Origin of the sequence: Canibacter oris, assembly GCF_014197205.1 — a bacterium.
GTDB classification, from domain to species: domain Bacteria; phylum Actinomycetota; class Actinomycetes; order Actinomycetales; family Microbacteriaceae; genus Canibacter; species Canibacter oris.
In genome coordinates this window covers 159237-185945 of the sequence record NZ_JACIFD010000001.1, presented here as the reverse complement: position 1 = coordinate 185945, position 26709 = coordinate 159237, and the positions used below count along the sequence as shown (strand labels likewise).

General features: G+C 52.5%; 20 protein-coding genes and 1 pseudogene. 8 read left to right on the top strand and 13 right to left on the bottom strand.

What is annotated here, in order from left to right; translation table 11 throughout:
• A pseudogene (locus tag F5897_RS00795) lies at positions 1-286 on the top strand (COX15/CtaA family protein); the annotation flags it as partial.
• Between the two features lie 170 nt (positions 287-456).
• Here F5897_RS00795 and F5897_RS00790 read toward each other — a convergent pair.
• A complete protein-coding gene (locus tag F5897_RS00790) occupies positions 457-1416 on the bottom strand; it encodes a heme o synthase (RefSeq protein WP_124824050.1) in 960 nt (319 codons plus the stop codon).
• A 131-nt stretch (positions 1417-1547) separates the two neighbouring features.
• On the opposite strand from F5897_RS00790, the gene tkt reads away from it, so the two are divergent.
• Genes tkt through F5897_RS00775 form a run of 3 tightly spaced genes read left to right on the top strand, consistent with a single transcriptional unit; the run spans position 1548 to position 6270 of the window.
• Positions 1548-3638, top strand: coding sequence for a transketolase (tkt, locus tag F5897_RS00785; protein ID WP_183304137.1), 2091 nt, complete (start codon positions 1548-1550; stop codon positions 3636-3638).
• On the top strand, positions 3635-4702 hold the full coding sequence (gene tal, locus F5897_RS00780) for a transaldolase (RefSeq protein ID WP_183304136.1): 1068 nt from the start codon (positions 3635-3637) through the stop codon (positions 4700-4702). Before tkt ends, tal begins: the two co-directional genes overlap by 4 nt.
• A gap of 14 nt (positions 4703-4716) precedes the next feature.
• Positions 4717-6270, top strand: a complete 1554-nt coding sequence (locus tag F5897_RS00775) for a glucose-6-phosphate isomerase (RefSeq protein WP_183304135.1) — start codon at positions 4717-4719, stop codon at positions 6268-6270.
• Positions 6271-6406: 136 nt separating this feature from the next.
• Here the strand turns inward: F5897_RS00775 and F5897_RS00770 are convergent, their stop codons facing one another.
• The 9 genes from F5897_RS00770 to uvrA form a co-directional block, all read right to left on the bottom strand.
• Complete coding sequence (locus F5897_RS00770; RefSeq protein ID WP_124824046.1) at positions 6407-6790, bottom strand: RNA polymerase-binding protein RbpA; 384 nt, start codon at positions 6788-6790, stop codon at positions 6407-6409.
• Positions 6791-6824: 34 nt separating this feature from the next.
• Positions 6825-7073, bottom strand: a complete 249-nt coding sequence (gene secG / locus F5897_RS00765) for a preprotein translocase subunit SecG (RefSeq protein ID WP_124824045.1) — start codon at positions 7071-7073, stop codon at positions 6825-6827.
• 55 nt (positions 7074-7128) lie between these two features.
• Positions 7129-7917, bottom strand: coding sequence for a triose-phosphate isomerase (tpiA, locus tag F5897_RS00760; protein WP_183304134.1), 789 nt, complete (start codon positions 7915-7917; stop codon positions 7129-7131).
• Entirely contained in the window at positions 7917-9125 is a 1209-nt protein-coding gene (locus tag F5897_RS00755; protein WP_183304133.1) for a phosphoglycerate kinase, read from the bottom strand. The genes tpiA and F5897_RS00755 overlap by 1 nt, the downstream gene beginning before the upstream one ends.
• Positions 9126-9213: 88 nt before the next feature.
• The gene (gene gap, locus F5897_RS00750; RefSeq protein WP_183304132.1) at positions 9214-10218 is read right to left on the bottom strand and encodes a type I glyceraldehyde-3-phosphate dehydrogenase; all 1005 of its coding nucleotides are present in this window, start codon (positions 10216-10218) and stop codon (positions 9214-9216) included.
• A gap of 129 nt (positions 10219-10347) precedes the next feature.
• Entirely contained in the window at positions 10348-11337 is a 990-nt protein-coding gene (gene whiA / locus F5897_RS00745; RefSeq protein ID WP_124824041.1) for a DNA-binding protein WhiA, read from the bottom strand.
• 163 nt (positions 11338-11500) lie between these two features.
• Positions 11501-12379 (bottom strand): RNase adapter RapZ, encoded by an 879-nt coding sequence (rapZ, locus tag F5897_RS00740; RefSeq protein ID WP_183304131.1) that lies wholly within the window; start codon positions 12377-12379, stop codon positions 11501-11503.
• Between the two features lie 37 nt (positions 12380-12416).
• Positions 12417-14378, bottom strand: coding sequence for an excinuclease ABC subunit UvrC (gene uvrC, locus F5897_RS00735; RefSeq protein ID WP_183304130.1), 1962 nt, complete (start codon positions 14376-14378; stop codon positions 12417-12419).
• A 4-nt stretch (positions 14379-14382) separates the two neighbouring features.
• Positions 14383-17292, bottom strand: coding sequence for an excinuclease ABC subunit UvrA (gene uvrA, locus F5897_RS00730; protein WP_425485640.1), 2910 nt, complete (start codon positions 17290-17292; stop codon positions 14383-14385).
• A 57-nt stretch (positions 17293-17349) separates the two neighbouring features.
• On the opposite strand from uvrA, the gene F5897_RS00725 reads away from it, so the two are divergent.
• Positions 17350-17973 (top strand): hypothetical protein, encoded by a 624-nt coding sequence (locus F5897_RS00725; protein ID WP_183304149.1) that lies wholly within the window; start codon positions 17350-17352, stop codon positions 17971-17973.
• Positions 17974-17999: 26 nt separating this feature from the next.
• On the opposite strand, the gene uvrB is transcribed toward F5897_RS00725, so the two are convergent.
• Together uvrB and ndk are read right to left on the bottom strand one after the other, a co-directional pair.
• Positions 18000-20039, bottom strand: a complete 2040-nt coding sequence (uvrB, locus tag F5897_RS00720; protein WP_183304129.1) for an excinuclease ABC subunit UvrB — start codon at positions 20037-20039, stop codon at positions 18000-18002.
• Positions 20040-20122: 83 nt separating this feature from the next.
• Positions 20123-20542, bottom strand: coding sequence for a nucleoside-diphosphate kinase (gene ndk, locus F5897_RS00715; protein WP_183304128.1), 420 nt, complete (start codon positions 20540-20542; stop codon positions 20123-20125).
• A 418-nt stretch (positions 20543-20960) separates the two neighbouring features.
• Between ndk and F5897_RS00710 the strand changes: the two genes are divergently transcribed.
• From F5897_RS00710 to F5897_RS00700, 3 genes are all read left to right on the top strand, one after another.
• Entirely contained in the window at positions 20961-22181 is a 1221-nt protein-coding gene (locus tag F5897_RS00710; protein WP_183304127.1) for a hypothetical protein, read from the top strand.
• Positions 22182-22340: 159 nt separating this feature from the next.
• The gene (locus tag F5897_RS00705; protein ID WP_183304126.1) at positions 22341-24722 is read left to right on the top strand and encodes a choice-of-anchor M domain-containing protein; all 2382 of its coding nucleotides are present in this window, start codon (positions 22341-22343) and stop codon (positions 24720-24722) included.
• A gap of 157 nt (positions 24723-24879) precedes the next feature.
• The gene (locus tag F5897_RS00700; protein ID WP_183304125.1) at positions 24880-26100 is read left to right on the top strand and encodes an ATP/GTP-binding protein; all 1221 of its coding nucleotides are present in this window, start codon (positions 24880-24882) and stop codon (positions 26098-26100) included.
• A 113-nt stretch (positions 26101-26213) separates the two neighbouring features.
• On the opposite strand, the gene F5897_RS00695 is transcribed toward F5897_RS00700, so the two are convergent.
• A complete protein-coding gene (locus F5897_RS00695; RefSeq protein WP_246332166.1) occupies positions 26214-26708 on the bottom strand; it encodes a DUF4233 domain-containing protein in 495 nt (164 codons plus the stop codon).
• Position 26709: the final 1 nt, after the last annotated feature.

The following is a 26709-nucleotide window of genomic DNA, read 5'->3' as shown; positions in this document are numbered from 1 at the left end:
CTTTGATGCCTCGCTGCTGGCGCACCTGCACTCCTGGCCGGGGTATATCACCGCCGGGCTTTTGCTGCTGCTGGTGGTGTGGTCGATTCAGTCAGAATACCCGACTACTCGGTGGAGCATTGCGCTGCTGCTGCTGATGACAGTGCAAATTTTTGTTGGCGTGTATCAAGCACGCAACGGTCTGCCAGCATTCGCAGTTGGGGTGCATATGGTTTTGGCTTCCTTAACTGTTGCGACCCTGGTGGTTTTGATTATGCGCCTGAAAACCGTGAAAACGGCTTTCTAGCAAAACTTTTGGTATGCGGATTGTGCTAATCTCAGACTTTGCGCTCAGCGCCCGGGCGCACAAGCACAGCTGCGCAGAAATACCTCTATAGCACCACACAAAGGGCTTAGCGAAAAAGCAGCGCGGAACTGCTGTGCACAGCACCCTGCGAAAGGCTTACTAACGCAAGGCTAATTAACAGGCAGGAATTGGTTCCATGCTGGTAACAGTGGATCCAGCGCCATCGCAAGCGAAATTACCGTGAGGTAGGCTATAGAGCCGTGAAAGACGCGCATTGGCTTACCCTCAGAGCCGCGAATAGCTTTGCCGTAAAGCTTGTGAGCCTCGTAGATAAAATACGCGCCTGAAATAAAAGCAATAACGGTGTATGTCCACCCCATTGGCGCTACCGGAATCAGCAGCAGCGAAGAAGCCACGGTTGCCCAAGTGTACAGAATGATCTGCAAACTTACAGTGCTGCGGGCCCGCACCACGCCAAGCATCGGCACGCTGGCGGCTGCATAGTCTTCGCGGTACTTGATTGAGAGTGGCCAGTAGTGTGGCGGGGTCCACAAGAAAATCACCAGGAAGAAAATCCAGGCTTCAGCGCTCAAGGTTTCGGTAACTGCAGCCCACCCGATCAGCACCGGGAAGCAGCCGGCGATTCCACCCCAAATGATATTTTGTTCACTGTGCCGCTTCAGAATCAGGGTGTAAATCACAACATAGAAGAAATTGGCAAGCGCGGTCAGCAGCGTTGCTAACCAGTTGGTGAAAATAGCCATCCACACAACTGAGAAGATCCCCAGCACCCAAGCGAAAATAAGGGCATTGCGATCGCTAATCTCCCCAGTTACCAGCGGCCGCCCCTTGGTGCGGTTCATCTTGCGATCCATATCGCGGTCAATGTAACAATTAAACGCGCCCGCACTACCGGCGCTCGCACCACCGCCGATGAGCGTTGCAATCACCAGCCACAAGTCAGGTAACCCGCGGGCAGCAAGAATCATTGCCGGAACGGTAACCACCAGAAGTAGCTCCATTACGCGCGGTTTTGTGAGTGCCACGTAGGCTTTAACTGTGCTCATCAGAGTTGGCTTCACAGCTGCTCTAGGAGCACTGGTTTCTGGGGTGCAAGCTTGTGTAGACATCAGCGCTCATTTTACGCCTTAAAGTTCAAGGAATGCTGTGTCGTTTGTTCAGACAGCCACCTCGCCGAAGCGGTAATATATTTTAGTACGCTTTTGATATTGATTTTTCAAGCAACCCAGGAGAAAACGCAATGAAGCCACTTGAGTGGACAGCCGCTGATGACCTTGCCGTAAGCACCGCGCGCGTGCTAGCAGCAGACGCAGTCGAGAAGGCAGGCAACGGGCACCCCGGCAGTGCAATCAGCTTGGCCCCCGTGGCGTACCTGCTTTATCAGAAGGTGATGCGCCATGATCCAAAAAACACCGACTGGTTAGGGCGTGACCGCTTCATCCTGTCTATCGGTCATTCCTCACTCACTCAGTATGTGCAGCTGTACTTAGGTGGTTTCGGGTTGGAGCTGCAAGACATCAAAGACCTGCGTACCTGGGGCTCAAAAACCCCGGGGCACCCAGAGTACGGGCACACCGCAGGCGTTGAAATTACCACCGGCCCACTTGGGCAGGGTTTGGCATCTGCAACCGGTTTCGCTTACGCGCAGCGCTACGAACGTGGTCTTTTTGACCCTGATGCACCGGCTGGCGAAAGCCCTTTCGACCACTTCACATATGTGCTCGCCGGCGACGGCGACATTCAAGAGGGTGTAACAGCTGAGGCTGCTTCTCTCGCCGGCCATCAACAGCTCGGCAACCTCATTGCAATTTACGACTCCAACAAAATCTCGATTGAGGACGACACCGATATCGCGTTCACCGAGGATGTTGCAGCACGTTACCGCTCCTACGGCTGGCAGGTGCTTGACGTTAACTGGCGCAAAGCTGAGGGTTACGACGAAGATGTGCACGCTCTTTATGATGCGATTGCTGAGGCACAAGCAGACACGCAGCGCCCAACGCTGATTATTCTGCACACAATTATCGGCTGGCCAAGCCCTAAAAAACAAAACACCGGGGGCATTCACGGTGCCGCGCTCGGCGGCGACGAGCTGCAAGGCCTAAAGCGTGCAGTGGGATTTGACCCAGAGCAGACCTTCGTGGTGGCACCCGAAACCATCGCCCACACCCGTGAGCTGGTGACCCGTGCAACTGCTGATGTAGCAGCCTGGCAGCAGCAATTTGATGCGTGGGCTGCCGCTAATCCTGAGCGTTACGCGCTGCTGCAACGACTGGAGGCTCAAGAACTTCCTGCGGGGGTACTAGAGGCGTTACCAGTTTTCGAACCAGGAACCGCAGTTGCGACCCGCGCGGCGAGTGGTAAAGTTTTAGCTGCCCTCGCGCCTTTAATGCCAGAATTGTGGGGCGGATCCGCTGACCTTGCAGGCTCAAACAACACCACAATCCCTAACGCGGCAAGCTTTGTTCCGGCGGAACACAGCACTAGCACCTGGACGGGAGACCGTTACGGGCGTGTGCTGCATTTCGGTATTCGTGAGCACGCAATGGGTGCGATTTTGAATGGCATCCAGCTGCACGGTAAAACCCGCAGCTACGGCGGCACGTTCTTGCAGTTCGCTGACTACATGCGCCCCGCCGTGCGACTGGCCGCGCTGATGAATATTCCGAGCATCTTCGTATGGACCCACGATTCCTTGGCACTCGGCGAAGACGGCCCAACCCACCAACCGGTGGAGCACCTCGCTGCGTTGCGAGCAATTCCTAACCTCGCGATGGTGCGCCCGGCAGATGCGAACGAGGTCAGCATCGCGTGGCACGAGATTCTAACTCGCCACGGCGGTCCGACCGGTCTTGCACTGAGCCGCCAAAACCTGCCGGTATTCGAGCGCGGCACCGCTGCCGCCACCAAAAACTCCCTAGCCAGCGCTGAAGGCGTGCGTCGCGGCGCCTACGTGCTCGCCGAAACACCGCTGGAGTCGCTAGATGTGATTCTGATTGCAACCGGTTCCGAGGTAGAGATTGCGCTTGCCGCTCGTGATACCCTCGCCGCAGATGGCATTGGCGCACGTGTGATATCTGCGCCATGCCTAGAATGGTTCCAGGAACAAGATCCAAGCTACAAGGCAGAGGTACTGCCACCTACAGTCACCGCCCGCGTCTCGGTAGAGGCCGGCTTAAGCCTGGGCTGGGAGCGCTACGTTGGTGACCGTGGGCGTCACGTTTCGGTTGAAACGTTCGGCGCTTCCGCTGACTACAAAACCCTGTTCCGCGAGTACGGCATCACCGCTGAAGCGGTTGTTGCCGCTGCTAAAGAGAGTTTGAGCGCATGACTGTAACACCCGCAACCGTTGCTTTAACGGAGGCCCGGCAGAGCCTGTGGCTCGACTATCTTTCCCGTGATTTTGTAACATCGGGCGGGTTGCAACGCGCGGTCGCGGAGCAACAGGTTGTGGGCGTTACCAGCAATCCGGCAATTTTCGCGCAAGCACTGCAGCACAGCGACACCTATCGGGGCAGTAGCAGCGACTTTGCGAATATCGGGGTAGATCAGCGTATCCTTGCAGCAGCTATCATCGATGCAAAACTGGCGTGCGCTGCGCTCAGCGAGGTCTACGAAGCATCGCAGTACCGAGACGGTTATGTGTCTTTGGAGCTCGATCCGCACCTCGCGGCTGACACCGCAGCGACCGTATCTCAGGCAATTATGGTGTGGCAGCAGGTAGCAATGCCAAACCTCATGATTAAGGTTCCTGCAACCCCGGCGGGAGTGCACGCAATCGCTGAGCTCATCGGCATGGGTATCAATGTTAACGCGACTTTGATTTTCAGTGTGGTGCGGTACCGTGAAGTGCTGCAGGCTTACTTTGCGGGACTGGAAACCGCGCGTGCCAAAGGTCTTGAGTTGGCACGGATTCGCTCTGTAGCGAGTGTTTTTGTGTCGCGCTTTGACACCGCAGTCGCTGCGGTCGAGTCGGTACCCCGCGATTTCGCCATCCGTGTCGGAGTTGCCAACGCGATTTGCTGCTATGAAATCTGGCAGCAGCATCTGGCGACGGCTCGCGCTACAGAACTGTTGCAGGCCGGAGCGGCACCACAGCGGCTGTTGTGGGCTTCTACCGGGGTTAAAGATGCCAGCCTGCCACCGACTCACTACGCTGTGCAATTAGCTATCGCCGACACCGTCAATACCCTGCCACCGGCGACCCTTGATGCACTCAGCGAGCTTGATGCAAACACAGTGCAGCCACCAGTTTTTGATTTCGCCGCGAGTAAGCAAGTTTTGGATCGCTTAGCGACATACGATATCGACTACACCGAGCTAACAGCAGCACTAGAGGCACAGGGGCTACAACAGTTTCTTGCTGCCTGGCAGACGCTGCGCGATTTGGTTTGAGGTGAGGAGCACGCATGGAAATTATTTTTAAGAACCCCACCCCGGCATATTCCAAGCTTTTAACACAGCTCGTTACAGATTGTTTTGCCTCTAAGCTCTCGGCTCACGATGCCACTATGTGGGGGCCGGCTGCTACCGCCGAGGCGGAAATCCGTCTCGGCTGGCTAGACTTTGCGAATTCCGCGAACGAGATTCTGATTAGCGCGGCGGAGTTACGCAGTAGCTTAAACGCCGCACATGTTAATGAAATTGTGCTGTGCGGAATGGGTGGATCTTCCCTCGCACCAGAACTTATCAGCGAATGGTGCAATGTACCGTTCACTGTGCTTGATGCGACCCACCCCACTCAGGTTCTGGAGCAGACCACGAAAAATCTCAGCCACACTGCGGTGGTGGTCAGCTCTAAATCAGGCACAACAGCGGAGACTCGCGCCCATCTGGCTGCTTTTGAAGCGGCTTTTGCAACGCAGGGAATTGCCGCGCATGAGCGCATCATTCTCATCACTGACCCTGGCTCGCAACTGGAAGTTTACGGGCGTTCTCAGGGTTATCAAATGTTTCTTGCAGACCCTCATGTTGGCGGGCGTTTTTCGGCGCTCACCGCTTTTGGACTGGTGCCACCAACCCTTGCAGGCGCTGAACTCGGTCCCTTAGTCAACGATGCGGAGGCGGCGCTGCGCACCTGTCTAAAGGATGATGCAGCAAACCCAGCGCTGCAGCTGGCAGCCGCGCTCCTAAGCAATCCAAAAGCTTTCATTGCAGCGATTGCACCCAATAGCCATGAGTATCATTTCCTTGGCGACTGGATTGAGCAGCTCGTTGCGGAGTCTACGGGCAAAGACGGTAAGGGCGTGCTGCCGATCGCAGTTCAGAACAACTCCCCCGAGTTCGCTGCGGACGTACTGGAGCATGTGTGGCGGATCCACCTCCCCGAAAAACCTGACCATGAATTAGCGGCGAACGAAATCGCAGTTGTTGGTGATGTCGGTGCGCAGTTGGTGGTTTGGATGGTTGCGACCGCTGCCATCGGTTACCTGCTGCGACTGAATCCTTTTGATCAGCCTGATGTAGAGTCTGCGAAAGTTGCAGCGCGTTCTGCTCTAGCGGAGAGCTCCGCAAACTCCATCGCAGCACCTCTTGATGCCGCTGCGGTGACAGCTTTAGGGGCACAGCTGCCAACGCTTACCGCAAATGCAGACTACCTGATGGTGCAGGTATTCGGACCTCGTACTGCTTTGTCTATGACTGCGCTCGCAGCTCTGCGTAACCAGTTGGCAACTACATTGGGCATCCCAGTGGCGGCTAATTTTGGGCCACGCTATCTCCACTCCACCGGACAGTTCCACAAGGGTGGGCGCGGCACTGGAGCTTTCCTGCAAATCCTGGTACTTCCAGCTGCTGACTGCGATATCCCGGACGGCACGGGCAACACCTTCTGGCAGCTGGTGCGGTCGCAGGCTGCCGGAGATGCCGCTGTGCTGCGAGACAAAGGCTGCAACTTGCTGACGGTTATCACCGATGATTTAGCAAGTGTCGCAGTTAACCTGACGCACTCTAACGATGGCTGAAATAGTGCTTAGCGAGCACCGGCACGCCTGAGCTCTGCAGCTTGAACCCTGGCGCGGTACTGGCTCTAAAACAATCCCTTTAACACTTCACCTCGCTGATATAAAAAACTCCCGCCGTGGCGGGAGTTTTTTATGGTCATTTTTTATCAAGCTCAGCCGCAGCAGCTCGCACCAAGCCGCGACGCTCCCGCAATTTTTGCAGTGCCTGCTCAAGCAATCTTTCCCCTTCTTCCGGGGTGCGGCGCTCTTTCACGTAAGCGAGGTGAGTCTTATATGGCTCGGTTTTCTCGGGCTGCGGCGGATTATTTTTATCCCGTCCGGCTGGCAAACCGGTTGTTGGGGAATCAATCTGCTCAGGGATATCATCAGGATTGATATCAGCTGCGTATGACCGCACTGTTTCGTTACCGAGGGCATCCCAGTATGAAACGGTGATGCGCTCGGCGCGCGCGCCGTGATCAAGCTCGCCCATAGGACCGGAGCCAACACGGGCGCCACGAATGGCCTGTGTGCCTGACATTAATTCACTCCCTTAATTACTCGCGCTATTCCGGTTAGACCAGCGCGAAGCGGGCAATCACACCGAGCCCGACAATTGACAGGAACCAAATGATTGCTACGATAACGGTGATGCGGTTGAGGTTACGCTCAGCAACGCCGGAGCTGGAAAGATTAGAGGTAACTCCGCCACCGAACATATCGGAGAGACCGCCACCGCGACCCTTGTGCATCAGCACAAAAACAATCAGTAGAAAGCTGGTGAGTACCAACAGCACTGAAAAAATAATCTGTAGAACAGCCACGATGGCCTTTCTGTAGCAGCTATAAAGCTAAACCCAACAAATATACAAACAATAATTATACCGTGATATGTTGCGGGAACTGAATGATTTTTGTGAACTCTTCAGCTTTCAGGCTGGCACCGCCAACCAGAGCCCCATCAACATCAGGCTGCGCCATAAAACCTGCGATATTCTCGCTGTTTACTGATCCGCCGTAGAGAATTCTAGTTGCAGCAGCACACTCAACACCACGCAGTCGCTCCAGTTCTTCTCGTAGAGCTTTTGCAACCTGCTGGGCCTGCTGAGCGGTTGCTGCCTGCCCACTCCCGATCGCCCAGACCGGCTCGTAGGCAATCACAAACTCTGCATTTTCCGGCAGTTCGGCCAAGGCACCAGCAAGCTGTCGCACCGGCACCGCTGCAGCACCGTGCTCCTCCAAATCTGCCGCGGTCTCCCCCACGCAAATCACCGGCACCAGGTGCTTGGCAGCCGCAGCTGCAGCTTTCTGCCCGATTAGTTGATCGGTTTCATGGTGACCAGCGCGTCGCTCCGAATGCCCCACTATCACGTAAGAAACATTGAGTTTCTCGAGGAAGTCCGCTGCGATGTCTCCGGTAAAGGCACCCTGTGACTGCGCGGAAACATCCTGCGCGCCAAGTGCCAGATTGATTTTCTCAGCCATTAGTAGAGTCTGCACTGAACGCAAATCAGTAAACGGCGGAAAAACTGCAACCTCAACCGCGCTGGCGTCATATTTTGCATCAGCTAACAACCAGGCGAGTTTTTGTACGAACGCAATCGCTTGCAAGTGATCATAGTTCATCTTCCAGTTGCCGGCGATTAGCGGCTTACGCTGTGTAGTCATTATTTCAGCCCCTCCAGCCCAGGCAGCTGCTTGCCTTCGAGGAACTCCAGGCTAGCACCGCCGCCGGTGGAGATATGCCCGAAGTCTGCGTCGGCAAACCCCAAAAGCCGCACCGCAGCGGCTGAATCGCCACCGCCAACAACTGCTAGCCCTGCGCACTCGGTGAGAGCCTTGGCGACCGCGCGAGTACCGGCGGCAAAAGCTGGCATCTCAAAAACTCCCATTGGGCCATTCCAAAACACAGTCTTTGAAGCCCGAATCTTCTCAGCAAACAACGCAGCTGATGCTGGGCCAATATCAAGCCCCATGCCGGCTTTGCCGAAGGCGGTCTCGGTCATCTTGTCAGCGGCAACAGTTTCGTGCGCCGCATCAGCAGCAAACTTCTCGGCCACCACAATGTCTGTTGGCAAAACAATCTCAACGCCGTTAGCTGCAGCGCGCTCAAGGTATTCGAGCACGGTAGGAATTTGGTCCTCTTCCAGAAGCGAAGCTCCAACACTGTAGCCCTTGGCAGCCAGGAACGTGAAAACCATGCCGCCGCCAATCAGCAGCGTATCGACTCGTTCTAAAAGGTGATCAATAACGCCCAGCTTGTCTGAAACTTTAGAGCCACCGAGCACCACGGTGTAGGGGCGAGCGGCATCGGTTGTGAGCTGCTCCAGTACTGCAACCTCGGCAGCCACAAGTTCACCGGCTGCACTAGGCAGGATTTCGGCAAGTTCGGTAACACTCGCCTGCTGGCGATGCACCACCCCGAAACCGTCAAGCACAAAGGCATCGGCTGCCACCGCAGTGCTCAGTTGCTGCGCAAAAGCCGCACGCTCAGCCTTATCTTTGCTGGTTTCCGCCGCGTTAAAACGCAAGTTTTCAAGCAACAGCACGTCACCGTTTTGCAGCTTTGATGCAGCTTCTGTAACCTCCGCACCGACGGTTGCGGTCACAAAATCAACGGTAGTACCCAAAACCTCACCCAGACGCTCAGCTACCGGCCGCAAACTCAGGGCCTCCTCAACCTGCCCCTTCGGGCGCCCAAGGTGGCTGATAAGCACAATTTTTGCGCCGCTATCACGCAGAGTTTGCAGAGTTTTGCTTGCGGCACGCACCCGTCCGTCATCGGTAATAACACCGTCTTTCAGCGGCACATTCAAATCTGCTCGAACCAGAACCGTCTTTCCAGTGAGCTTTCCCAGGGTTTCAATAGTACGCACTTAACTTCCCCTCTCGGTAGCAGTAAGAAACCTACAGGCAGCATTCTCATAACAAGAATACCGCCTGCAGGACAGCTAAGCTGTATTTTTAGAGCTTGTCAGCTACATATTTAGTGAAACGCACCAGCTGGTTTGTGTATCCCCACTCGTTGTCGTACCACGCTGAAACCTTCACGAGGTTACCCTGCACCGCGGTCAATTCGGCATCAAAAATCGCTGGCACTGGGTTACCCACGATATCACTTGAAACCAGCGGATCGGTGCTGTAATCAAGTACCCCGTTAAACGCGCCCGCTGCGGCTTTCTCATAAGCAGCGTTAATTTCCGCCACGTTGAGATCATCCCGCGTGGTGATCAGATTGAGATCGACGATTGAGCCCACCGGAACTGGAACCCGATAGCTCGAGCCACTGAGCTTGCCGTCAAGCTCTGGAATTACCTTACCGATTGCTTTCGCCGCGCCAGTTGAAGTTGGCACAATGTTTTCTGCAGCCGCCCGCGCGCGCCGTAAATCTGAGTGTGGCGCATCCTGCAGCCGCTGATCCGCGGTATATGCGTGCGCTGTCATCATGAAGCCTTGCTCAATGCCGAAGGCATCATTGAAAATTTTCGCAAGTGGCGCCAAACAGTTAGTGGTGCAGGAGGCATTTGACAGCACATCCTGGGTAGCCGCATCATAAGTGTCTTCATTTACACCCATCACAAACATCGGCGCGCCCTTGCTAGGCGCAGAGACGATAACTTTTTTCGCACCCGCAGCTAGATGAGCTGCGGCGGCTTCCGCGTCAGTGAATTTACCGGTGCTCTCGATCACAATGTCAACGCCAAGTTCATCCCACGGCAGAGCCGCTGGCTCACGCTCGCTGAGCACCCTAATCCGGTCACCATTTACAGTTATGCTGGTGTCATCGTGGCTAATATCGGCACCAAACAAACCCCCAACAGTGTCACGCCGCAGCAGATGCGCCAGCGTTGCGGTGTCCGTCAGGTCATTCACGGCAACAATATCAAACGCCGCTCCCTGCTGCACGGCAGCGCGAATAAAGTTGCGCCCAATCCGCCCAAAACCATTAATTGCAATACGTGTGCCCATCACGCTGCCCTTCTATATTCTATGCGAGAGCATAGTTGCCCTCCAAGCAAATTATAGAAGCACAGTCGGAACAAATGCTGAGAAAATATCCAACAATCACTAAAACTGCACATTTGTGCAGCTTACCGCTCAGGAGGCAGCCGGCAGATTCGCCTCGGTACCCGGGATCCCCTGCGCTGCAGCTGCCTTATCAGCCATAGCTAGCAGCCGTCGAATCCGACCCGCAATAGCGTCTTTGGTGAGGGGCGGATCAGCTTTAGACCCGAGTTCGTCCAGACTTGCCTCGCGATGTTCCAAACGCAGCAAACCCGCAACCTTCAAGTGCTCCGGTACATCCTCCTGCAGGATTTCTAGTGCCCGCTCCACGCGCGCACAAGCCGCAACTGAAGCCTGCGCTGAACGTCGCAGGTTGGCATCGTCGAAGTTAACCAAACGATTAGCGGTGGCGCGGGTTTCGCGCGCCTTGCGCTGACTGTTCCACACCTCGCGCGCCCGCGGCGCACCCATCACACCGAGCATCTGGGCGATTGCTTCGCTGTCGCGAATCAGAACCTTCACTTGGCCACGAATCTCACGACTCTTCGCCGCAACCCCGAGACGTGCTGCTGCGCCAACAAGCGCCATCGCTACCTCCGGAGTCGGACAGGTCACCTCCATGCTCGCGGTGCGGCCTGGGGCAGTGAGAATACCGCGAGCCAAAAACGCGCCGCGCCAAATAGCGGCAAGCTCCTCTGTAGAACCGGTGATTAAGCGGTTAGGCAACCCCCGAATCTGACGGCGACGCTGATCCAACAGCCCTAAGCGGCGCGCCAAAGGCTCACCCTCAATAATGCGCACCAAGAACATCGGATGCCCCGGTTTAGTGTTGCCAGCAGGCAGCTGCTTTGCCTCCGCATAAACGCCATAAATTTCAAAAAGCGACTTACGTACCCGCTGCACAATATGCGGGGTATGAAACTCTGCCTCCAAGGCAATACGCCCAGAAATAGTATGTAAACCGCCCGCAATCCGTAACGCTGTTGCGAGTTCCGCATTCCGGACGCTCTGTTGATTGGCCACAACTTTAACCAGCTCTGCACGAACTGCACTTGTTGAATTAGCTGGAGAAGTTGTTGTCACAGGGTTTCCTTTCACGAAACTGGTTAGTATGGCAAAACAATTTTACGGCAGAACAAATAATTTTGTTACCGCGCGAAATTTTGTGCACAAACGGTCACTGCGCACTAATCACCACAGGCATATCAGCACCACGGCAAAGTTAGTAGTAACCGCAGTTATGACGTTACTCGCGCCCGAGGTCACGATGACGTAGAGTCACCTGCACCCCTGGTAGCTCACTTAGTTTAGCACTCAGATACTGTGCAGTGGCAACCGAGCGATGTTTACCTCCGGTGCATCCCACCGCCAATAGCACATGACGCTTATTTTCCTTTTGATATCCATTAAAAACCGGCGCCAGAGCAGCCAAGTAGTGCTCTAAAAATTCCCCAGCGCCTTCCTGCCGCAGCACAAACTCACTCACTGCCGAATCCTCCCCTGTAAGCTGCCGTAACTCTTGATTCCAGAATGGATTCGGCAAAAACCGCATATCAATCATCAAATCAGCATCGCTCGGCGCACCATATTTAAAACCAAAACTTTGCACAATCACATGCAGCTGTGGTGCGTCTCCAGCGATAAAAAGCTCCCTCGTCTTGGTGGTTAACTCGTGCACGTTATAACGTGAAGTATCAACCACGAAATCACTCATACCCCGCAGCTCTCGGAGCCTCTCACGTTCCGCACTAATCCCTTCACTGACACTGCCGGCTCCCATGAGCGGGTGGGGCCGCCGCACTGATTCATAGCGTCTCACTAGAACATCGTCTGTAGCATCAAGGAACAAAATCCGCACGCGCGCTTTGGATGACATCTCTGCCACTGTTTCTCGCACTTGAGCGGCCAGGTCAAGACTTCGTGAATCAATAACGGCCGCTATTCGCGGCACCGCCCCATCAGCGCGATCCGCCATATCCGCAAGCGTGGTAAGCAGGCGCAAAGGCAAATTATCAACAACATACCAGCCCATATCTTCCAGGGTGTTTGCGACAGTGCTGCGACCAGCACCTGACATTCCCGCAACGATGAGAATATCTTGCGTTACCTGCAGTTGTTGTGTCATACTTCCCTCGCCAATGTCTCTAGCGTCTACACCAATTCTATGCCGAAAAATCGGGCTGTGTCATGCTCGCTGCACGTTCTGCTCGCAAAGCAGCAAAAATTTTAGTTGCAGTTGCTTCACCAACGCCCGGAACCTGCTGCAACTGCGCCAGCGTGGCCTCTCGAACCCTGTGCAATGAACCAAAATGTTGTAGTAACTGCGCTGCTCGTTTATCACCGATACCGGGAATCTGTGCGAGCGCAGTACTGATCGCAGCTTCCCGCTGCTGCCGTTGAAAAGTAATCGCAAAACGATGCGCGGTGTCACGAATCCGTTGCAACAGAAATAGCTCCTCACTCTGGCGCGGTAAGATCACTGGATATTGCTCATCCGGAAGCCACAGCTCCTCCATCCGCTTTGCGATACCGCAGATTGCAACATCGGTCACCCCGAGCTCACTAAGCGCCCGCACAGCGGCATTCACCTGCGGCACTCCGCCATCAACCAGCAGCAAATCGGGCCGTGTCACACTGCGCCGTCGCCGCTGCACCCCTTGCACGGTGGCAAATTTTTCACCCGCCGCGGCAACCTGTTGAAGTGCTGCAGCTGTCTCCCTACGCAGCTCAGCCTCTTCTCGCAGCCACTGCGCGGCTCGGCGGCTAACGGTCTGGTGAATCGAATCAGTGTCATCACGCGTCTGCGAAATTTTATACTTCCGGTAAGCGTCTTGCAGTGGCAGTCCATCAGCAAAGGCAACCACCGCGGCTACCACATTGGTGCCCTGCATGTGACTCACATCCACACAGTCAATGCGCAGCGGTGGACGATCTAGCTTTAAGGCCTCTTGCAAACCCGCCAGAGCCTCGGTGCGGCTGGTCAGATCGCTGGCACGTTTCAACTTGTATCGTTGCAGCTGCTCTCCGGCATTTTTGGTTGCCGTCTGCAACAGCTGCACAGTGTCACCGCGCTCTGGCACCGTGATTTTGACGGTTCCGCGCCGTGGCCGCGTTTGTCTCAGTATCTCCTGCACCGCTTCCAACTCACTCGGCAGCACGGAAACAAAAATTTGCGGAGCCGCGGCATTATCTTGATACGCATCTTGCAGCACTTGCGCCATCAGATCGCCTGGTTGCTGCTCGAGTTCAATATCCACCAACCAGCTACGCTCCCCCCGAATACGCCCGTCTCGCACAATAAACTGGTGCACGCTGGCGGTGAGGTCATCGCTGTAGAGCGCAAAGAAATCTGCAGCAGAAAGTTGCGGCAAAACCACGTGGTTACTCTCTAGAATTTGCTGCAGCGCTAGCATCTGGTCACGTAATTTTGCAGCTTTTTCAAATTCTTGAGCAGCTGCCGCTTCCAGCATACTGCGCTGCAACTGCGCTACTTTTCTACTGTCTAAGGTGTTCAAGAAATTCACCATTTCAGTAACCATTTCACGATGCGCAGAAATGGTTACTCTGCCACTGCAGGGACCGTGACACTTCCCAATCTGCCCGGCCAAACATGGTTTTCCAGAGGCCATAGCCGCTTTATAATCGCTGTCTTTACAAGTACGAATAGGGAAAGCCTGGATTAGTAGTTCATAGGTTTGCTTCAGTGCCCACAGTTTAGGGTAAGGCCCATAATATTTTGCACCGCGAATGTTTTTACGGCGCGTAATTTCCAAGCGTGGCGCTTCATGACCGAGCGTTACCACAAGATATGGAAAACTCTTATCATCTCGGAACACCACATTGTACGGCGGCAATTCAGCCCTGATTCGCTGTTGTTCCAACACTAGAGCTTCAGTGTCACTTCCTACAACAGTCCAATCAAGCGCTGCGGCACGCTGCAGCATCTGCATTGTGCGAGGCGCGAGTGTGTGCAGTGGCTGAAAATAATTAGCCAGACGCTGCCGCAGGTTTTTCGCTTTACCAATATAAAGGACGCTGCCATCAACAGCTAGAAAACGGTAAACTCCCGGGGATTTCGGGATTTCTCCCGGTGCTGGGCGAAATGCACTGCGGTTATCTTGCATCTGCTTATTTTACTGGGCTCGGGTGTGCCGCCAACACTTCTGCGAGAAAACGCCCTGTGTGGCTTGCTGGGATAGCCGCAACTGTTTCTGGAGTTCCGGTAGCAAGCACAGTACCTCCCCCTGATCCACCTTCCGGACCCATATCAATAATCCAGTCTGCACTGCGCACAACATCTAGATTATGCTCAATGGTAATTACAGTGTTCCCCTTATCTACCAGCTCGTTTAGCACCAGCAGCAGTTTTCTCACATCTTCAAAGTGCAGGCCGGTGGTGGGCTCGTCAAGCACGTAGATAGTTCTTCCATTTGAACGTTTCTGCAGCTCAGCAGCAAGCTTCACTCGCTGAGCTTCGCCACCCGAGAGCGTAGTGGCGCTTTGTCCGAGTTGCACATAACCCAGACCCACATTTACCAAAGTTTGCAGATAGCGATGGATCGCGGAAACTGGTTTGAAAAACTCTGCGGCAGTCGCGATTGGCATCTCCAACACCTCAGAAATGTTTTTGCCTTTGTACTTTACCTGCAGGGTTTCACGATTAAAACGTTTGCCGCCACAAGTCTCGCAAGCAACGTAAACGTCTGGCAGAAAATTCATTTCTATCTTAATGGTGCCATCACCGCTGCAAGCTTCGCAGCGTCCCCCTTTGACGTTAAAACTAAAACGCCCAGCCTGATATCCCCGTGCTTTTGCTTCGGGGGTTTCTGCGAAAAGTTTACGAATTTTCTCAAAAACACCGGTGTAGGTTGCCGGATTAGAACGCGGAGTGCGACCGATCGGTGCTTGATCAACATGCACAACCTTATCTAATAGCTCCAACCCATTAACCCGCGTGTGTTTGCCAGGCACTTGATGCGCTCCGTTTAGTTTATTTGCGAGCACTCGATAAAGGATGTCATTAACCAAAGTTGATTTACCCGAACCGCTCACCCCCGTAACCGCGGTGAGCACACCGAGCGGAAACTTCACGGAGACGTTTTGCAAGTTATTGGCGCGAGCTCCTACTACCTCCAGCTGCCGTTTGGCATCAATTTTTCGCCTGTTTGCTGGAGTAGTAATGGCTTGACGTCCCGACAGGTAAGCCCCGGTAATCGATTGCTGATTCTCAAGCAGTTGCGCAACCGGGCCGGAGTGCACCACCGTGCCTCCTTCAACCCCTGCTCCCGGACCAATATCAACTATCCAGTCTGCTGCGGCAATCGTTTCTTCATCATGCTCGACAACAATTAAGGTGTTACCAAGATTACGCAATTTCAGCAAAGTTTCGATAAGCCGCCGATTATCTCGCTGATGTAAGCCGATTGAGGGCTCGTCTAAAACATACAGTACGCCCGTCAGCCCGGATCCAATTTGCGTTGCTAACCGAATCCTCTGCGCTTCGCCCCCGGAAAGAGTGCCAGCAGCACGAGATAACGTTAGATATCCCAAACCAACTTCAACTAAAAACTCAAAACGGGCTCGAATTTCACGTAGCACCTGAGCCGCTATCTTCGCTTCCCTTGCTGTCAGCTCTACTGTTGCAAAAAAATCCTGAGCATCAGCAAGGCTCAGCTCAGTTACCGCCGAAATTGATTTTCCATTCACGGTAATTGCCAGCACTTCAGGCTTCAGTCGAGCCCCCTGGCACGAAGAACAGGGTACGTCGCGTAAAAAAGCAGCCCAGTGTTCGCGTGCACTGTCGCTCTCGGATTCTTTGTGCCGGCGTTCCACGAAGGGTATCACTCCCTCAAAGCCGGAGCGATAGCTAACCTCGCGTCCGTACTTATTTTTGTACATTACCCGCACTTTGTAATTTTTCCCGTGCAGCAGCATTTTCTGCACTGTTTTGCTGAGTTTTTTCCACGGTGTGTCGAGGTCAAACCCTTGCTCAGCAGCAAGCGCAGTTAACACCTGCTCGTAGTACTGCATCATCCCTTTACCCGAGGATGCCCACGGTAACAGCACACCCTGACGCAGTGTTAGCTCCGGGTCAGCTAGGATAAGCTCTTCGTCAACCTGCATTTTCACGCCGAGTCCCGAACACTCTGCGCAGGCTCCAAAAGGCGCGTTGAATGAAAAGGTGCGAGGTTCCACTTCCATTATCTGCACGGGGTGATTATTGGGGCAGCTGCGATGTTCGCTGAAGCGCAAAGGTTCGCGAGCTGCTGCTTCCCCAGAGCGAGTCGGGAAATCAACCTCAACTATGCCACCGGTCAGACGTAAAGCGGTCTCTAGAGAGTCGGTCAGCCGCGCAGCAATTTCTGGTTTTGCTACTAAACGATCAACCACCACCGAAATGTAGTGCCAGTCTTGTTTCTTAAGGGTTGGTGGGTCAGCAAGTTGATGTAACTCTCCGTCGATAATCGCACGTGCAAAACCTGCCGCGGCTAATTCTGCAAAAAGTTCAACAAATTCGCCTTTTTTCTTCACGACGACCGGTGCCAGAAGTTGATATCTGGTGCCTGCCGGTAACTCCAAAAGGCGATCCGCAATCTGCTGCACCGTTTGCGACTGAATTAGTTCACCGCACTCAGCACAGTGCGCAATTCCGACCCGTGCCCACAACAGTCGCATATAATCATATATTTCAGTTATGGTGCCCACAGTTGAGCGCGGATTTCGGTTAGTTGATTTTTGATCAATGGAAACTGCCGGGCTCAGACCCTCTATAAAATCCACGTCGGGACGATCCACCTGCCCTAAAAACTGCCGGGCGTAGGCACTCAAAGACTCCACATAGCGGCGTTGCCCCTCCGCAAAGATCGTGTCAAAAGCGAGACTCGATTTGCCCGACCCGCTGAGCCCGGTGAATACTGTCAGACTCCCCCGAGGGATCTGCAGGCTAACGTTTTGTAGATTGTGCACGCGTGCACCACTGACTTTAATTTGTTGCTGCGGATCAAGCACAACAGCCGGCTGCGAAGCTATTTTATTCACCTTTTCATTGTAGCGGTGCACCCCGAAAATAAAGTGTGCTGCTAGAGTTGAAACAAGATGAGGCAGCAATACAAGAGCGCAGGGGCAGATATACAGAGCACCGCTGTAACCCAGTTGGTGCCGCATCATTTTAGTGCTTTTGAGGGACATACTTTTAAATTTCAAGGAACCGGCACTCTACATCGTATGCGCGGCACAGTTGCGGTGACGGCAGCAATTATATTGGCTGCAACCTCCTCCTTCGCTTCGACTACACCGCAAACACTTGCGACGCCGTATGCACCTCACAACGCTGCTCAAACCCTTGAAATTCAAGGCCACTCGCTGCTAACTGCAAGGCTAGACAGGTTGCACGAGGCAACCGCTTTAGAGCTTGAGAAAAAAGCCGCTGCCGCCCCGGCTCCAGCACAATTTTCGCTGGATGATTTGATGTTCCGCGGGGTGATTAACTGGGGCGGTTACAAATTCACGTACTATAGTCAACAGGTGTTGCCAGGCGGGGGCTTGCAGATCCCTGGCCGACACGTTAGCGATGCTGGATTCGTCTCCGATGGCGCTGGTTTCATCGTGCTAGCAGGAGATGCGCCTCTGGGCACAGTGTTCGACACCCCGTTCGGAGCGCAGGGAAAAATCTATGATCGTGGCACCGTTGGAAATCATCTCGATGTTTACACCCGCTAAACGGGTTCCGGCAACAGTTGATACGCTTAGATACCCTGACGCACTCGCCGCAGTTGCTGTTTCAGATCCTTTACCTCGTCACGCAACCGTGCCGCAAGCTCAAATTTCAGCTCCGCACTAGCGGCTAACATTTGCGCAGTAAGGTCAGCAATAAGCGTTTCCAGCTCTGCTGTCCCGGATAGCTGCTCTGTCTTATTTTGCAGTTTCGCAGCTCCGGTATCTCTTATTAGAGCGTCTGAATCAGCGGCCTCACGAGCTAACATTTCCGTAATATCACTGAGTTTTTTGCGCAGCGGTTGTGGATCAATTCCGTGCGCTTTGTTGTACGACAGTTGCAGCTCGCGGCGACGATTGGTTTCCTCAATCGCCTGCTCCATAGCCGCCGTAGTTTTATCAGCATACATATGCACTTCGCCGCTAACATTACGCGCTGCGCGCCCTATAGTCTGAATCAGGCTGGTTGCTGAACGCAAGAACCCTTCTTTATCAGCATCTAAGATGGCGACCAGTGAAACCTCGGGTAAATCAAGCCCCTCACGTAGGAGGTTAATGCCAACCAGGACATCAAAAACTCCGGCACGTAGCTGGCTTAGCAGCTCAACTCGCTGCAGTGTGTCAACATCAGAATGCAGATAACGAACTTTAACCCCTGCTTCTTCCATGAAGCTGGTAAGCTGCTCAGCCATTTTTTTGGTCAAAGTTGTAACCAAAACTCTTTCGTCACGGGCAACACGTTGCCGCACCTGTTCTAACAGGTCATCAATTTGTCCCGCCGTCGGCTTCACCACGATTTTTGGATCCACCAAACCGGTTGGTCGAATAATCTGTTCCACTACCCCATCGGCACGCTCCAGTTCATATTTACCAGGCGTTGCAGAAAGATAAACCACCTGCCCAATACGCTCCTGAAACTCATCAAACCGCAGCGGTCGGTTATCAAGTGCGCTCGGCAACCGAAAGCCGTGCTCAACGAGCGTACGTTTGCGTGATGCATCTCCCTCATACATAGCACCGATTTGCGGCACCGTGACGTGTGATTCATCAATCACCACAAGCAAGTCTTCTGGGAAATAGTCGAGTAAGCAGTGCGGAGCTTCTCCTGCTGCACGACCATCCATATAACGTGAATAATTTTCAATACCGCTGCAAAAACCAATCTGCTCCAGCATTTCTAAGTCAAACGTGGTGCGCATCCGCAGTCTTTGTTCTTCAACTAATTTGCCTTGTTTTTTCAGTTCAGCAGAGCGCTCTTCAAGCTCTTCACTAATCTGTTTGATGGCCCGCTTTACAACCGCATCACTTGCCACATAGTGTGATCCCGGAAACACACTCACCGCATCTACTTGCCGCAAAACTTCGCCCGTAACCGGATGGAGAAAGCTCAACGCTTCAATCTCGTCACCGAACATTTCAATGCGTACTGCTAGTTCTTCATACATTGGAATAATTTCGATAACGTCACCTCTGACTCGAAAATTTCCGCGCACGAAGTCAATATCGTTACGGTTGTACTGCATGCTGATGAGCTTGCGGATTAGCACCTCACGATCTATTTCATCACCAACAGCAAGCGGCAACATTGCTTCATAGTATTCTTCGGGTTTACCTAATCCATAAATGCATGAAACAGTTGAAACCACTACAACGTCACGTCGACTCAGCAGTGAATTTGTGGTGGAATGTCTTAGTCTTTCCACCTCCGCATTAACGTTTGAGTCTTTTTCGATAAAAGTATCAGTCTGCGGCACATATGCTTCTGGCTGATAATAATCGTAGTAGGAGACAAAATATTCGACAGCATTATGAGGCAACAATTGCCGAAACTCATTAGCCAACTGCGCAGCGAGTGTTTTGTTATGCGCCAACACTAGCGTGGGGCGTTGCACTTGCTCAATCAGCCAGGCGGTTGTTGCTGATTTACCGGTGCCAGTAGCGCCCAGCAACACCACATCTGTTTCGCCCGCTTTAAGCCGTGCGGCAAGCTCAGCAATAGCTTTAGGCTGATCACCGCTTGGCTGATACTGACTTACAACTTCAAAAGGTTTTACTGACCGCGCTGGCTGCATCTATCTTTCCCGCTTCCTTAAGGGGTCACTGTTTCAACTTAAACGCAGTTGTAGACGAGGCTGCGCCCGATAGCGCAGTATTTTTATGCTGTGGCGAACCAGAGCGCGAGCTCTCGCGCCGCTGATTCGGGACTATCTGAGCCATGAACTAAGTTTTGTTGCACATTGAGCCCCCAATCACGCCCCAGATCTCCTCGAATTGTGCCGGGGGCAGCTGTTGTCGGGTCAGTGGTGCCTGCGAGCACGCGGAAACCTTCAATAACTCGCTCGCCCTCAACTCGCACAGCGACCAGCGGACCGGAGCTCATAAACTCCAAAAGCGGCTCATAAAATGGTTTACCAGCGTGTTCAGCGTAGTGTGACGCTAACTGTTTCTCAGTTGCATGCAGCATCTGCAAGGCAGTTATTTTGTAACCTTTTTGTTCAATTCGCCGCAGAATTTCACCCGTTAGGTTACGTTTCACGCCATCAGGTTTAATCAAAACTAGGGTTGCTTCAGACACTGGGCTCCTCCATTACTTAATCCAGTACTTATTTTACGGCACGAAAACTGACAATACAGCACCGGCATAGCAATCATTTGGGAACAAAAGTTTCAAACAGCAAGCGCAGCAACCTCTCGCCTGTGCCACTATAAAACGTTATTATTCCGCAAAGAGTCAAACACCTACCAACAGCAAAACTGTGCTGTGGCCAAATGTGCAACTTCACTAAAAAACCTTCAAACGCCCAGATACTGACAATAAACATCAACAGTAACACTTTAATCAAAGGCTATTAATCAATAGAAAATATGCGACCTACAAACAATCTCTGCACATTTGTGCAAAATTAGCGCGTTTTCCCGTTGACATAAAAAGCCCGGCGAGTTAGAGTTAAATTCCCCCCCCCCTTTTATCCCCCTAGAACAAGGAATTTAACATGTTCTCGTATACCCTAAATCAGCTATACCCAAAAGCTGCTGCTGCAGTTGTAGCATCAGCCATTGTAGGTTCAGCGATTATCGGCACCGCTACAGTTGCTGCAGCGAACACCGGAGCTTGCACCGACACCGCAGGAATTGCTATTGCTGACGCATATAGCGTTCCTTACGGAGGCGAAACAACACTCCGCGTCATTGAGAACGATAACATCGCCGGGCGTGAGGTGGCAGAAATCTACCTCCTCAATAAAGACAGTATCACAACAAAGCTAATATCTACAAATAAAGGTGTTTTTGAAGTTAAAGCAGACAATCAAATTTACTTCAATACACGTAACGGCTACACCGGTGAGCTTGATCCGGTTCAATACCAGATTAGATTTACCGACGGCACTTGCTCATCCGCGCAAATTTCCGTTACGGTGAAATCAATCACAGCCAACCCTGATACCGCCACCATCCGCTATCCCGGATTTGTTGAACTAGACGTGCTCGCTAATGACAGTCTTTTGGGCTTGCGAGCCGAAAAAATCGAATTTCTAAAACCGGATAACACCGTCGTTGATGGCGATTACCCCCTTACCGAGGGAGTATTTACCGTTGTCGGCGAAGCCGCGACTGGCTTAAAAGTAAGATTCGATACGCGCAACGACTACTACGGTAAAGTTCCAGAGGTCCGCTACCGTGTCATCGCATCAAACGGCTCAGCCACTGAATCAACTATCAATGTAACAGTAGTTTCCCGACTTTTTGCAGAACATGACAGTGCTACCACTCCCTTTGAGACACCATTAATCGGTTTGGATGTGCTCGCCAACGATCGGTTCCTCGAAAATTTGGATCAGCTTGCGGGTTTGTACTTGCTTGATAAGCAGGGTAACGAAGTTGCAGAACTGCAAGTTAATGGCGGTATTTTTAAGGTCAATCAGGGAAAAATTGACTTTTACCCAGCATCCAATTTTGTCGGAGCAGTAGAACAGGTCAAATATCGGGTGAGTCTTGCCGGCGATGGACGCTTTGCAGATGCAACAATTAGCATCGATGTCTCCCCAGCCTCAAGCGCCAACCCCAAAGATTCCGGAGCACAAAGCGGTTCTGTAAAGCATCTGGAAAAGCCAAAGACGCTAGCTAAAACCGGTGCAGCTCATGAAGCCATCGCGTTCAGCGCACTGCTACTGGCAGCAACTGGCACCGCCCTAGGTGTCACAAAGCGCAAGTAAGACTAGCTCTAACACCGCTAGACTAAATCAAATTCAAAATTACTTTGCCTGAACATTAAAATGTTCGGGCAAAGTAATTTTTTACCCTTCACTCCCCGTGTTATTTGATATTGATAATGATTACCATTAGTATCAAAATGTACAAACAACGGAGGTGAAATGAATCTGCAAAGATTTAAATTACTAGCTACAACGCTAGTATCAACTCTCTTATTAGCACTGCTAGCACCTTTCACTAGCAGTGCTAACGCACAGGGAGGCACAGAGCTAGTAGATGGTCACACAGATGCCATCTACGTCTACCCAGACAGCGATGGTAACCCGAGCACTGCTATCAAGCATGGTTTACGTAACGTGCTGCACGCACACGACCAAACAACAATTGTATTCGGCGCGGACACCTATTCAGACAGCTACTCATTTGCGCCGCTGGGAATCTACGGAAAAGAAGGCTACTATGCCCTAGGAAACACCGAAGACGGCCCAGAAAACTTCATGCATCCTGGTTTTGCACACGGTTACAGCAAAGGCACAGATGTAAAAGTCACTGTTAAAAACATTGAAGCCCCGGGCAAAATTGCAGTTTTTGATAATCCAAGTGACGAGACAGCTCCGATTATTCCCTTCCTTCCCGGAGGCCAGTTCTTTATCGAAAACGGCACTGATATCCCGATTCCGGGACACAAGCACTTGCAGTGGTACTTCACACACGCCGGACTCTATAAAATAACCGCGTACGCCACGGTAATCGGAGAAGATCAAGCACCACAAACCTCACCCGAATTCACTCTTGCTATTCTCATTCATAAAAATGAGTCTGACACCAGAGCTCCGTGGCAGGTCAACGATCATGACTCCACACCTGACGCTGGAAATAATGATGCGGCAACTCCAGACAATAATGACGCTAACGACGGTTCCAATTCTAATGACAACACTAATAGCGGTAACGACGGCGATAACCCCGCAACTGACCCAGAAATTCCGCCCACTGATGATTCCAGCCCGGTTGCACCTAGCTTAGAGGATGTATATCCGCCAAACTCCACTAAAACCGTTATCGACAGTGGTCATGTGGATGCTTTCCATCTCACAGCGCACAATAACAGCATTAAACTGGATGTCCTAGATGATTCAAACGGTGCACCAGTTAGCCGCCCTGCAGCGGATGTCATTCTTGCGGTAAAACCAGAGGCTCAGCAAGATCTGCAAGGTACTCTAGCGCAGCTGACTGGTCTCCAGAATGGCTATTTCTTAGACGAAAACGGCAATAACCAAGATAAACTACTCTTCCCAGGTTGGGATAGTTTGTCACTCGGCGGAGATTATCGAAATATCGAATTTAAATTTGACGAGGTCACCGGACCAGGGAAAGTCTTCTTATTAAAGAACAAAAGACTAGGTGGCTTAACCAGTGCGCTCAACAATGGCGAATACGAAGTTCGAACTGGGGCATCACTGCATCAAAAGACGCCCGCGCACGAACACGGGCATTGGGTTTTTGAGAAACCGGGTGTTTACACAATGCAATTGCATGCCACCGCTGAAAACGCCCAGGGAGTCAAGGTAGAAAGCGATAAAGTAACCTACACATGGGTGGTCGGCCTGCCACTTACCGCAAATAATCAAAGCCCTGACTCTGCAGCTGCAAACAACACTGCATCTGCCGCTGCGACAACCGATACGGCAGGAACCCAACAGCCGCCACAAGCTAATCTAACTCCCAAACCAGCGGCAGAAATAGACAACGGCTGCTACCCTAAGGTTATCCGTGGCGCTGGTCCAATTTCTCTGCACGGCAGCCTGAAGGATGATCGTACCGCGCCTGCAGCATGGGTTAACCCCAACAGCATCAGTTTCGGTATCGGAGCTGCGGGGAAAACTAAAACCTCTGGCAGCATCGGAGCGATTAGCGGCGGCAGCGATGTCTGGATGATTTCTTCCACTCAGGTAGCGAATGTGCCGTGGCTCGGTGTTAACACTCAACACCCTAGCTTAATCGAACAAGCCAAAGGCAGCAGCACAACTCTTTCCCTCACCGGATTCTCAGGGCCAGGGAAAATGGAAGTGTTCACATCTGGCGGATTCGGTAACACGGTAGGCCAAAAATGGTTCTCCGGTTCCCATAACTCAGGTTCTGGAAGCGTTTCCTTGGCTTGGAACTCCCACGTGCACCCAAACTGGGTATTTGACACACCTGGGCAGTATCGCGTCACCATCGGAATGACGACCGTACTAAATAATGGTAAGACAGTAAACGGCTCCGGAACGCTGGTTTTCAATGTCAACAGCACCGCAGGAGCAACCAACGGCCACTTCGATTTCGGCCCTCGAGTTGGAGCTGCCGGTGATAAAACGGTCTGGCAAACTAAAGCCGGTAAACCGTGTGTTCCAACCGCCGCAGATCTCGCTGCTGCGGGGATGAGCAGCCTGGCAGAAACCGGTGAAAACGGCTACCAGGCAGCTGCCACGGTGGCTCTGCTATTGGCGCTCAGCAGTTTTGGTGTAATGCGCATTAAGCGCACCAGAACAGCGCACTAAAAGCAGAAACGTTTTTTGGGTGTGCCCGCAGTTAAGCGGTCACACCCAAAAACATTTTTTACAACAATTAACCTGAAAAGCAACAGAACGATTCTCAGTTTTTACACTTTTATACCCTTTAACCTGGATAAAAGCCCCTACAGAATCGATTTTTGCTATGGAAAAAACCACACTAAATATTAAACGAAATCTGAAACCCAAAAGCGCTAACTCCCAGCAGATTGCGGTTTTCGGCACTGCACGCAGCGGCAAAACAACCCTGCTGTCTGCTTTTTATGGCGCCACCCAGGAACCAAACTACGTACTGCAAAAACCTTATGCGGTGATTGCGGAAAATCAAGGCGAAGCAGCGCAGCTTTACCATAACTACACGACGCTAAGAGACACTGGAGCATATCCGGCCGTCACCACGCATCTTAATATGAACGCTCACGCTTTCACAATCAGGCTGCGAGAAGAGTCCCAACAGCAAACCGTAACAGCTCCAGGCTCACTGTTTTCAAAACGTAAGAAAAATCTTCCCGCAAATCCTGCTTCAGAAAAGCCTTTTGATGCGATGCGTTTAGTATGGCATGACTACCCCGGAGAATGGCTTGAAGAACCCGCTGCAAATGCGGCAGAAGCGCGGCACCGAGGTGAGGTTTTTCGGTCGCTGCTTGGCTCACAGGTTGCTTTACTGCTGGTTGATGGAGCGAAACTACAACAGCACAAAGGCGAAGAAGCTGTTTACCTGCAGCAGCTATTAAACACCTATATATCAGGTTTGCTGCAGGTGCGTGATGAGGTATTGCCTAACGGCAAACCACTACTAGAATTTCCGAGGATTTGGATTTTCGCACTCACCAAGGCTGATTTACTTCCAGCAATCGATGTCTATCAGTTCAAGCAGTTACTGCTCAAAAATGCGGCATCACAGCTCACCGATCTGCGGGAAACTATCGAATCTTTTATCCAGACACGAGAAGCGTTATCAGTCGGGGAAGATTTCCTGCTGCTCAGCGCCGCGCAGCACAATCACGGCGTAGAAATATTGCTGCCGCTCGCTGCAATCTTGCCCTTCGAACGGCATGCTAAATGGGCTAAACGCCTGAATCTTCCAGGAACTTTCAGCTCCCTGTTAATTCAGGGCGCAAGTGTGGCAGCGTTGGCGCTGATGAGCGGAAAAATTAAAATACTTCCCGCACCGCTGCGTTGGGGCTTATCTCTCTTAGGGTCAGCCGGAGTGGAACGCGGGATTAAACATCTCGGAACAAAACTCAAAGACCACAGCGCAATCTCCAAAAAACGTGCCAAATTACTATCAAACGCTTTGCAGGGATTTTACGCTGATCTCGCTGCTGCAGAAAGAGCTCGGGTTTTCTTACGCAGCAAATCCTAAAACACTATTTAGTCTATAAGGGGTGAGGCTCGCACAATTCGTGCGGGCCTCACCCCTTATAAAAAGCTCAAGAGCTGTGCTCTCTGCTGTGAGCAGCTGCTGCCGACAAAGCTTTATGCGCCTGATAAAGTGGCCTGATAAGCTTCGCGAGCTCTATCAATCGCAGCTCCCCGAACCATACAGTAAACCCATAATCCACCGAACATCAGGGCAACCGCCCAAATCGCTGGCAACCAGAAACCGCCAATCACTAGCAACAGCTGCACGATCCACCCCAAAATAATTCCGACGTGATTACGCATCAAAGCCAACGCAATAATGCACATCAGGCACACCACCCCGCCGATGATCAGCCCCGCCTCACGCGGTTGAAAAACGTTAAGCCCGAAAAGCGTCAATCCGGTCAAGAAAATAATCACCATCTCGAAGCCCAGCACCACGCTCGCCAACGCCCGCTGAGTGGAACCATGACGAGAGCCGCCAGACAGTTTAGTCGCGGTAGTATAACCGATACGCTCCGATGGCGACAGCACTAGTGCAGGCTCTTTTTCTCCTTGCCCGGCACTGTCACCAGTTGCTTGTGATGATTGCTGCTGCGGATCCATCATT

Bases quoted from the DNA above. Each gene is read 5' to 3' on its own strand.
- F5897_RS00790 (WP_124824050.1), bottom strand. From the start codon at position 1,416: ATGTCTACACAAGCTTGCACCCCAGAAACCAGTGCTCCTAGAGCAGCT.
- tkt (WP_183304137.1), top strand. From the start codon at position 1,548: ATGAAGCCACTTGAGTGGACAGCCGCTGATGACCTTGCCGTAAGCACC.
- tal (WP_183304136.1), top strand. From the start codon at position 3,635: ATGACTGTAACACCCGCAACCGTTGCTTTAACGGAGGCCCGGCAGAGC.
- F5897_RS00775 (WP_183304135.1), top strand. From the start codon at position 4,717: ATGGAAATTATTTTTAAGAACCCCACCCCGGCATATTCCAAGCTTTTA.
- F5897_RS00770 (WP_124824046.1), bottom strand. From the start codon at position 6,790: ATGTCAGGCACACAGGCCATTCGTGGCGCCCGTGTTGGCTCCGGTCCT.
- tpiA (WP_183304134.1), bottom strand. From the start codon at position 7,917: ATGACTACACAGCGTAAGCCGCTAATCGCCGGCAACTGGAAGATGAAC.
- gap (WP_183304132.1), bottom strand. From the start codon at position 10,218: ATGGGCACACGTATTGCAATTAATGGTTTTGGGCGGATTGGGCGCAAC.
- rapZ (WP_183304131.1), bottom strand. From the start codon at position 12,379: ATGACACAACAACTGCAGGTAACGCAAGATATTCTCATCGTTGCGGGA.
- uvrC (WP_183304130.1), bottom strand. From the start codon at position 14,378: ATGCAAGATAACCGCAGTGCATTTCGCCCAGCACCGGGAGAAATCCCG.
- F5897_RS00725 (WP_183304149.1), top strand. From the start codon at position 17,350: ATGAGGCAGCAATACAAGAGCGCAGGGGCAGATATACAGAGCACCGCT.
- uvrB (WP_183304129.1), bottom strand. From the start codon at position 20,039: ATGCAGCCAGCGCGGTCAGTAAAACCTTTTGAAGTTGTAAGTCAGTAT.
- F5897_RS00710 (WP_183304127.1), top strand. From the start codon at position 20,961: ATGTTCTCGTATACCCTAAATCAGCTATACCCAAAAGCTGCTGCTGCA.
- F5897_RS00705 (WP_183304126.1), top strand. From the start codon at position 22,341: ATGAATCTGCAAAGATTTAAATTACTAGCTACAACGCTAGTATCAACT.
- F5897_RS00700 (WP_183304125.1), top strand. From the start codon at position 24,880: ATGGAAAAAACCACACTAAATATTAAACGAAATCTGAAACCCAAAAGC.
- F5897_RS00695 (WP_246332166.1), bottom strand. From the start codon at position 26,708: ATGATGGATCCGCAGCAGCAATCATCACAAGCAACTGGTGACAGTGCC.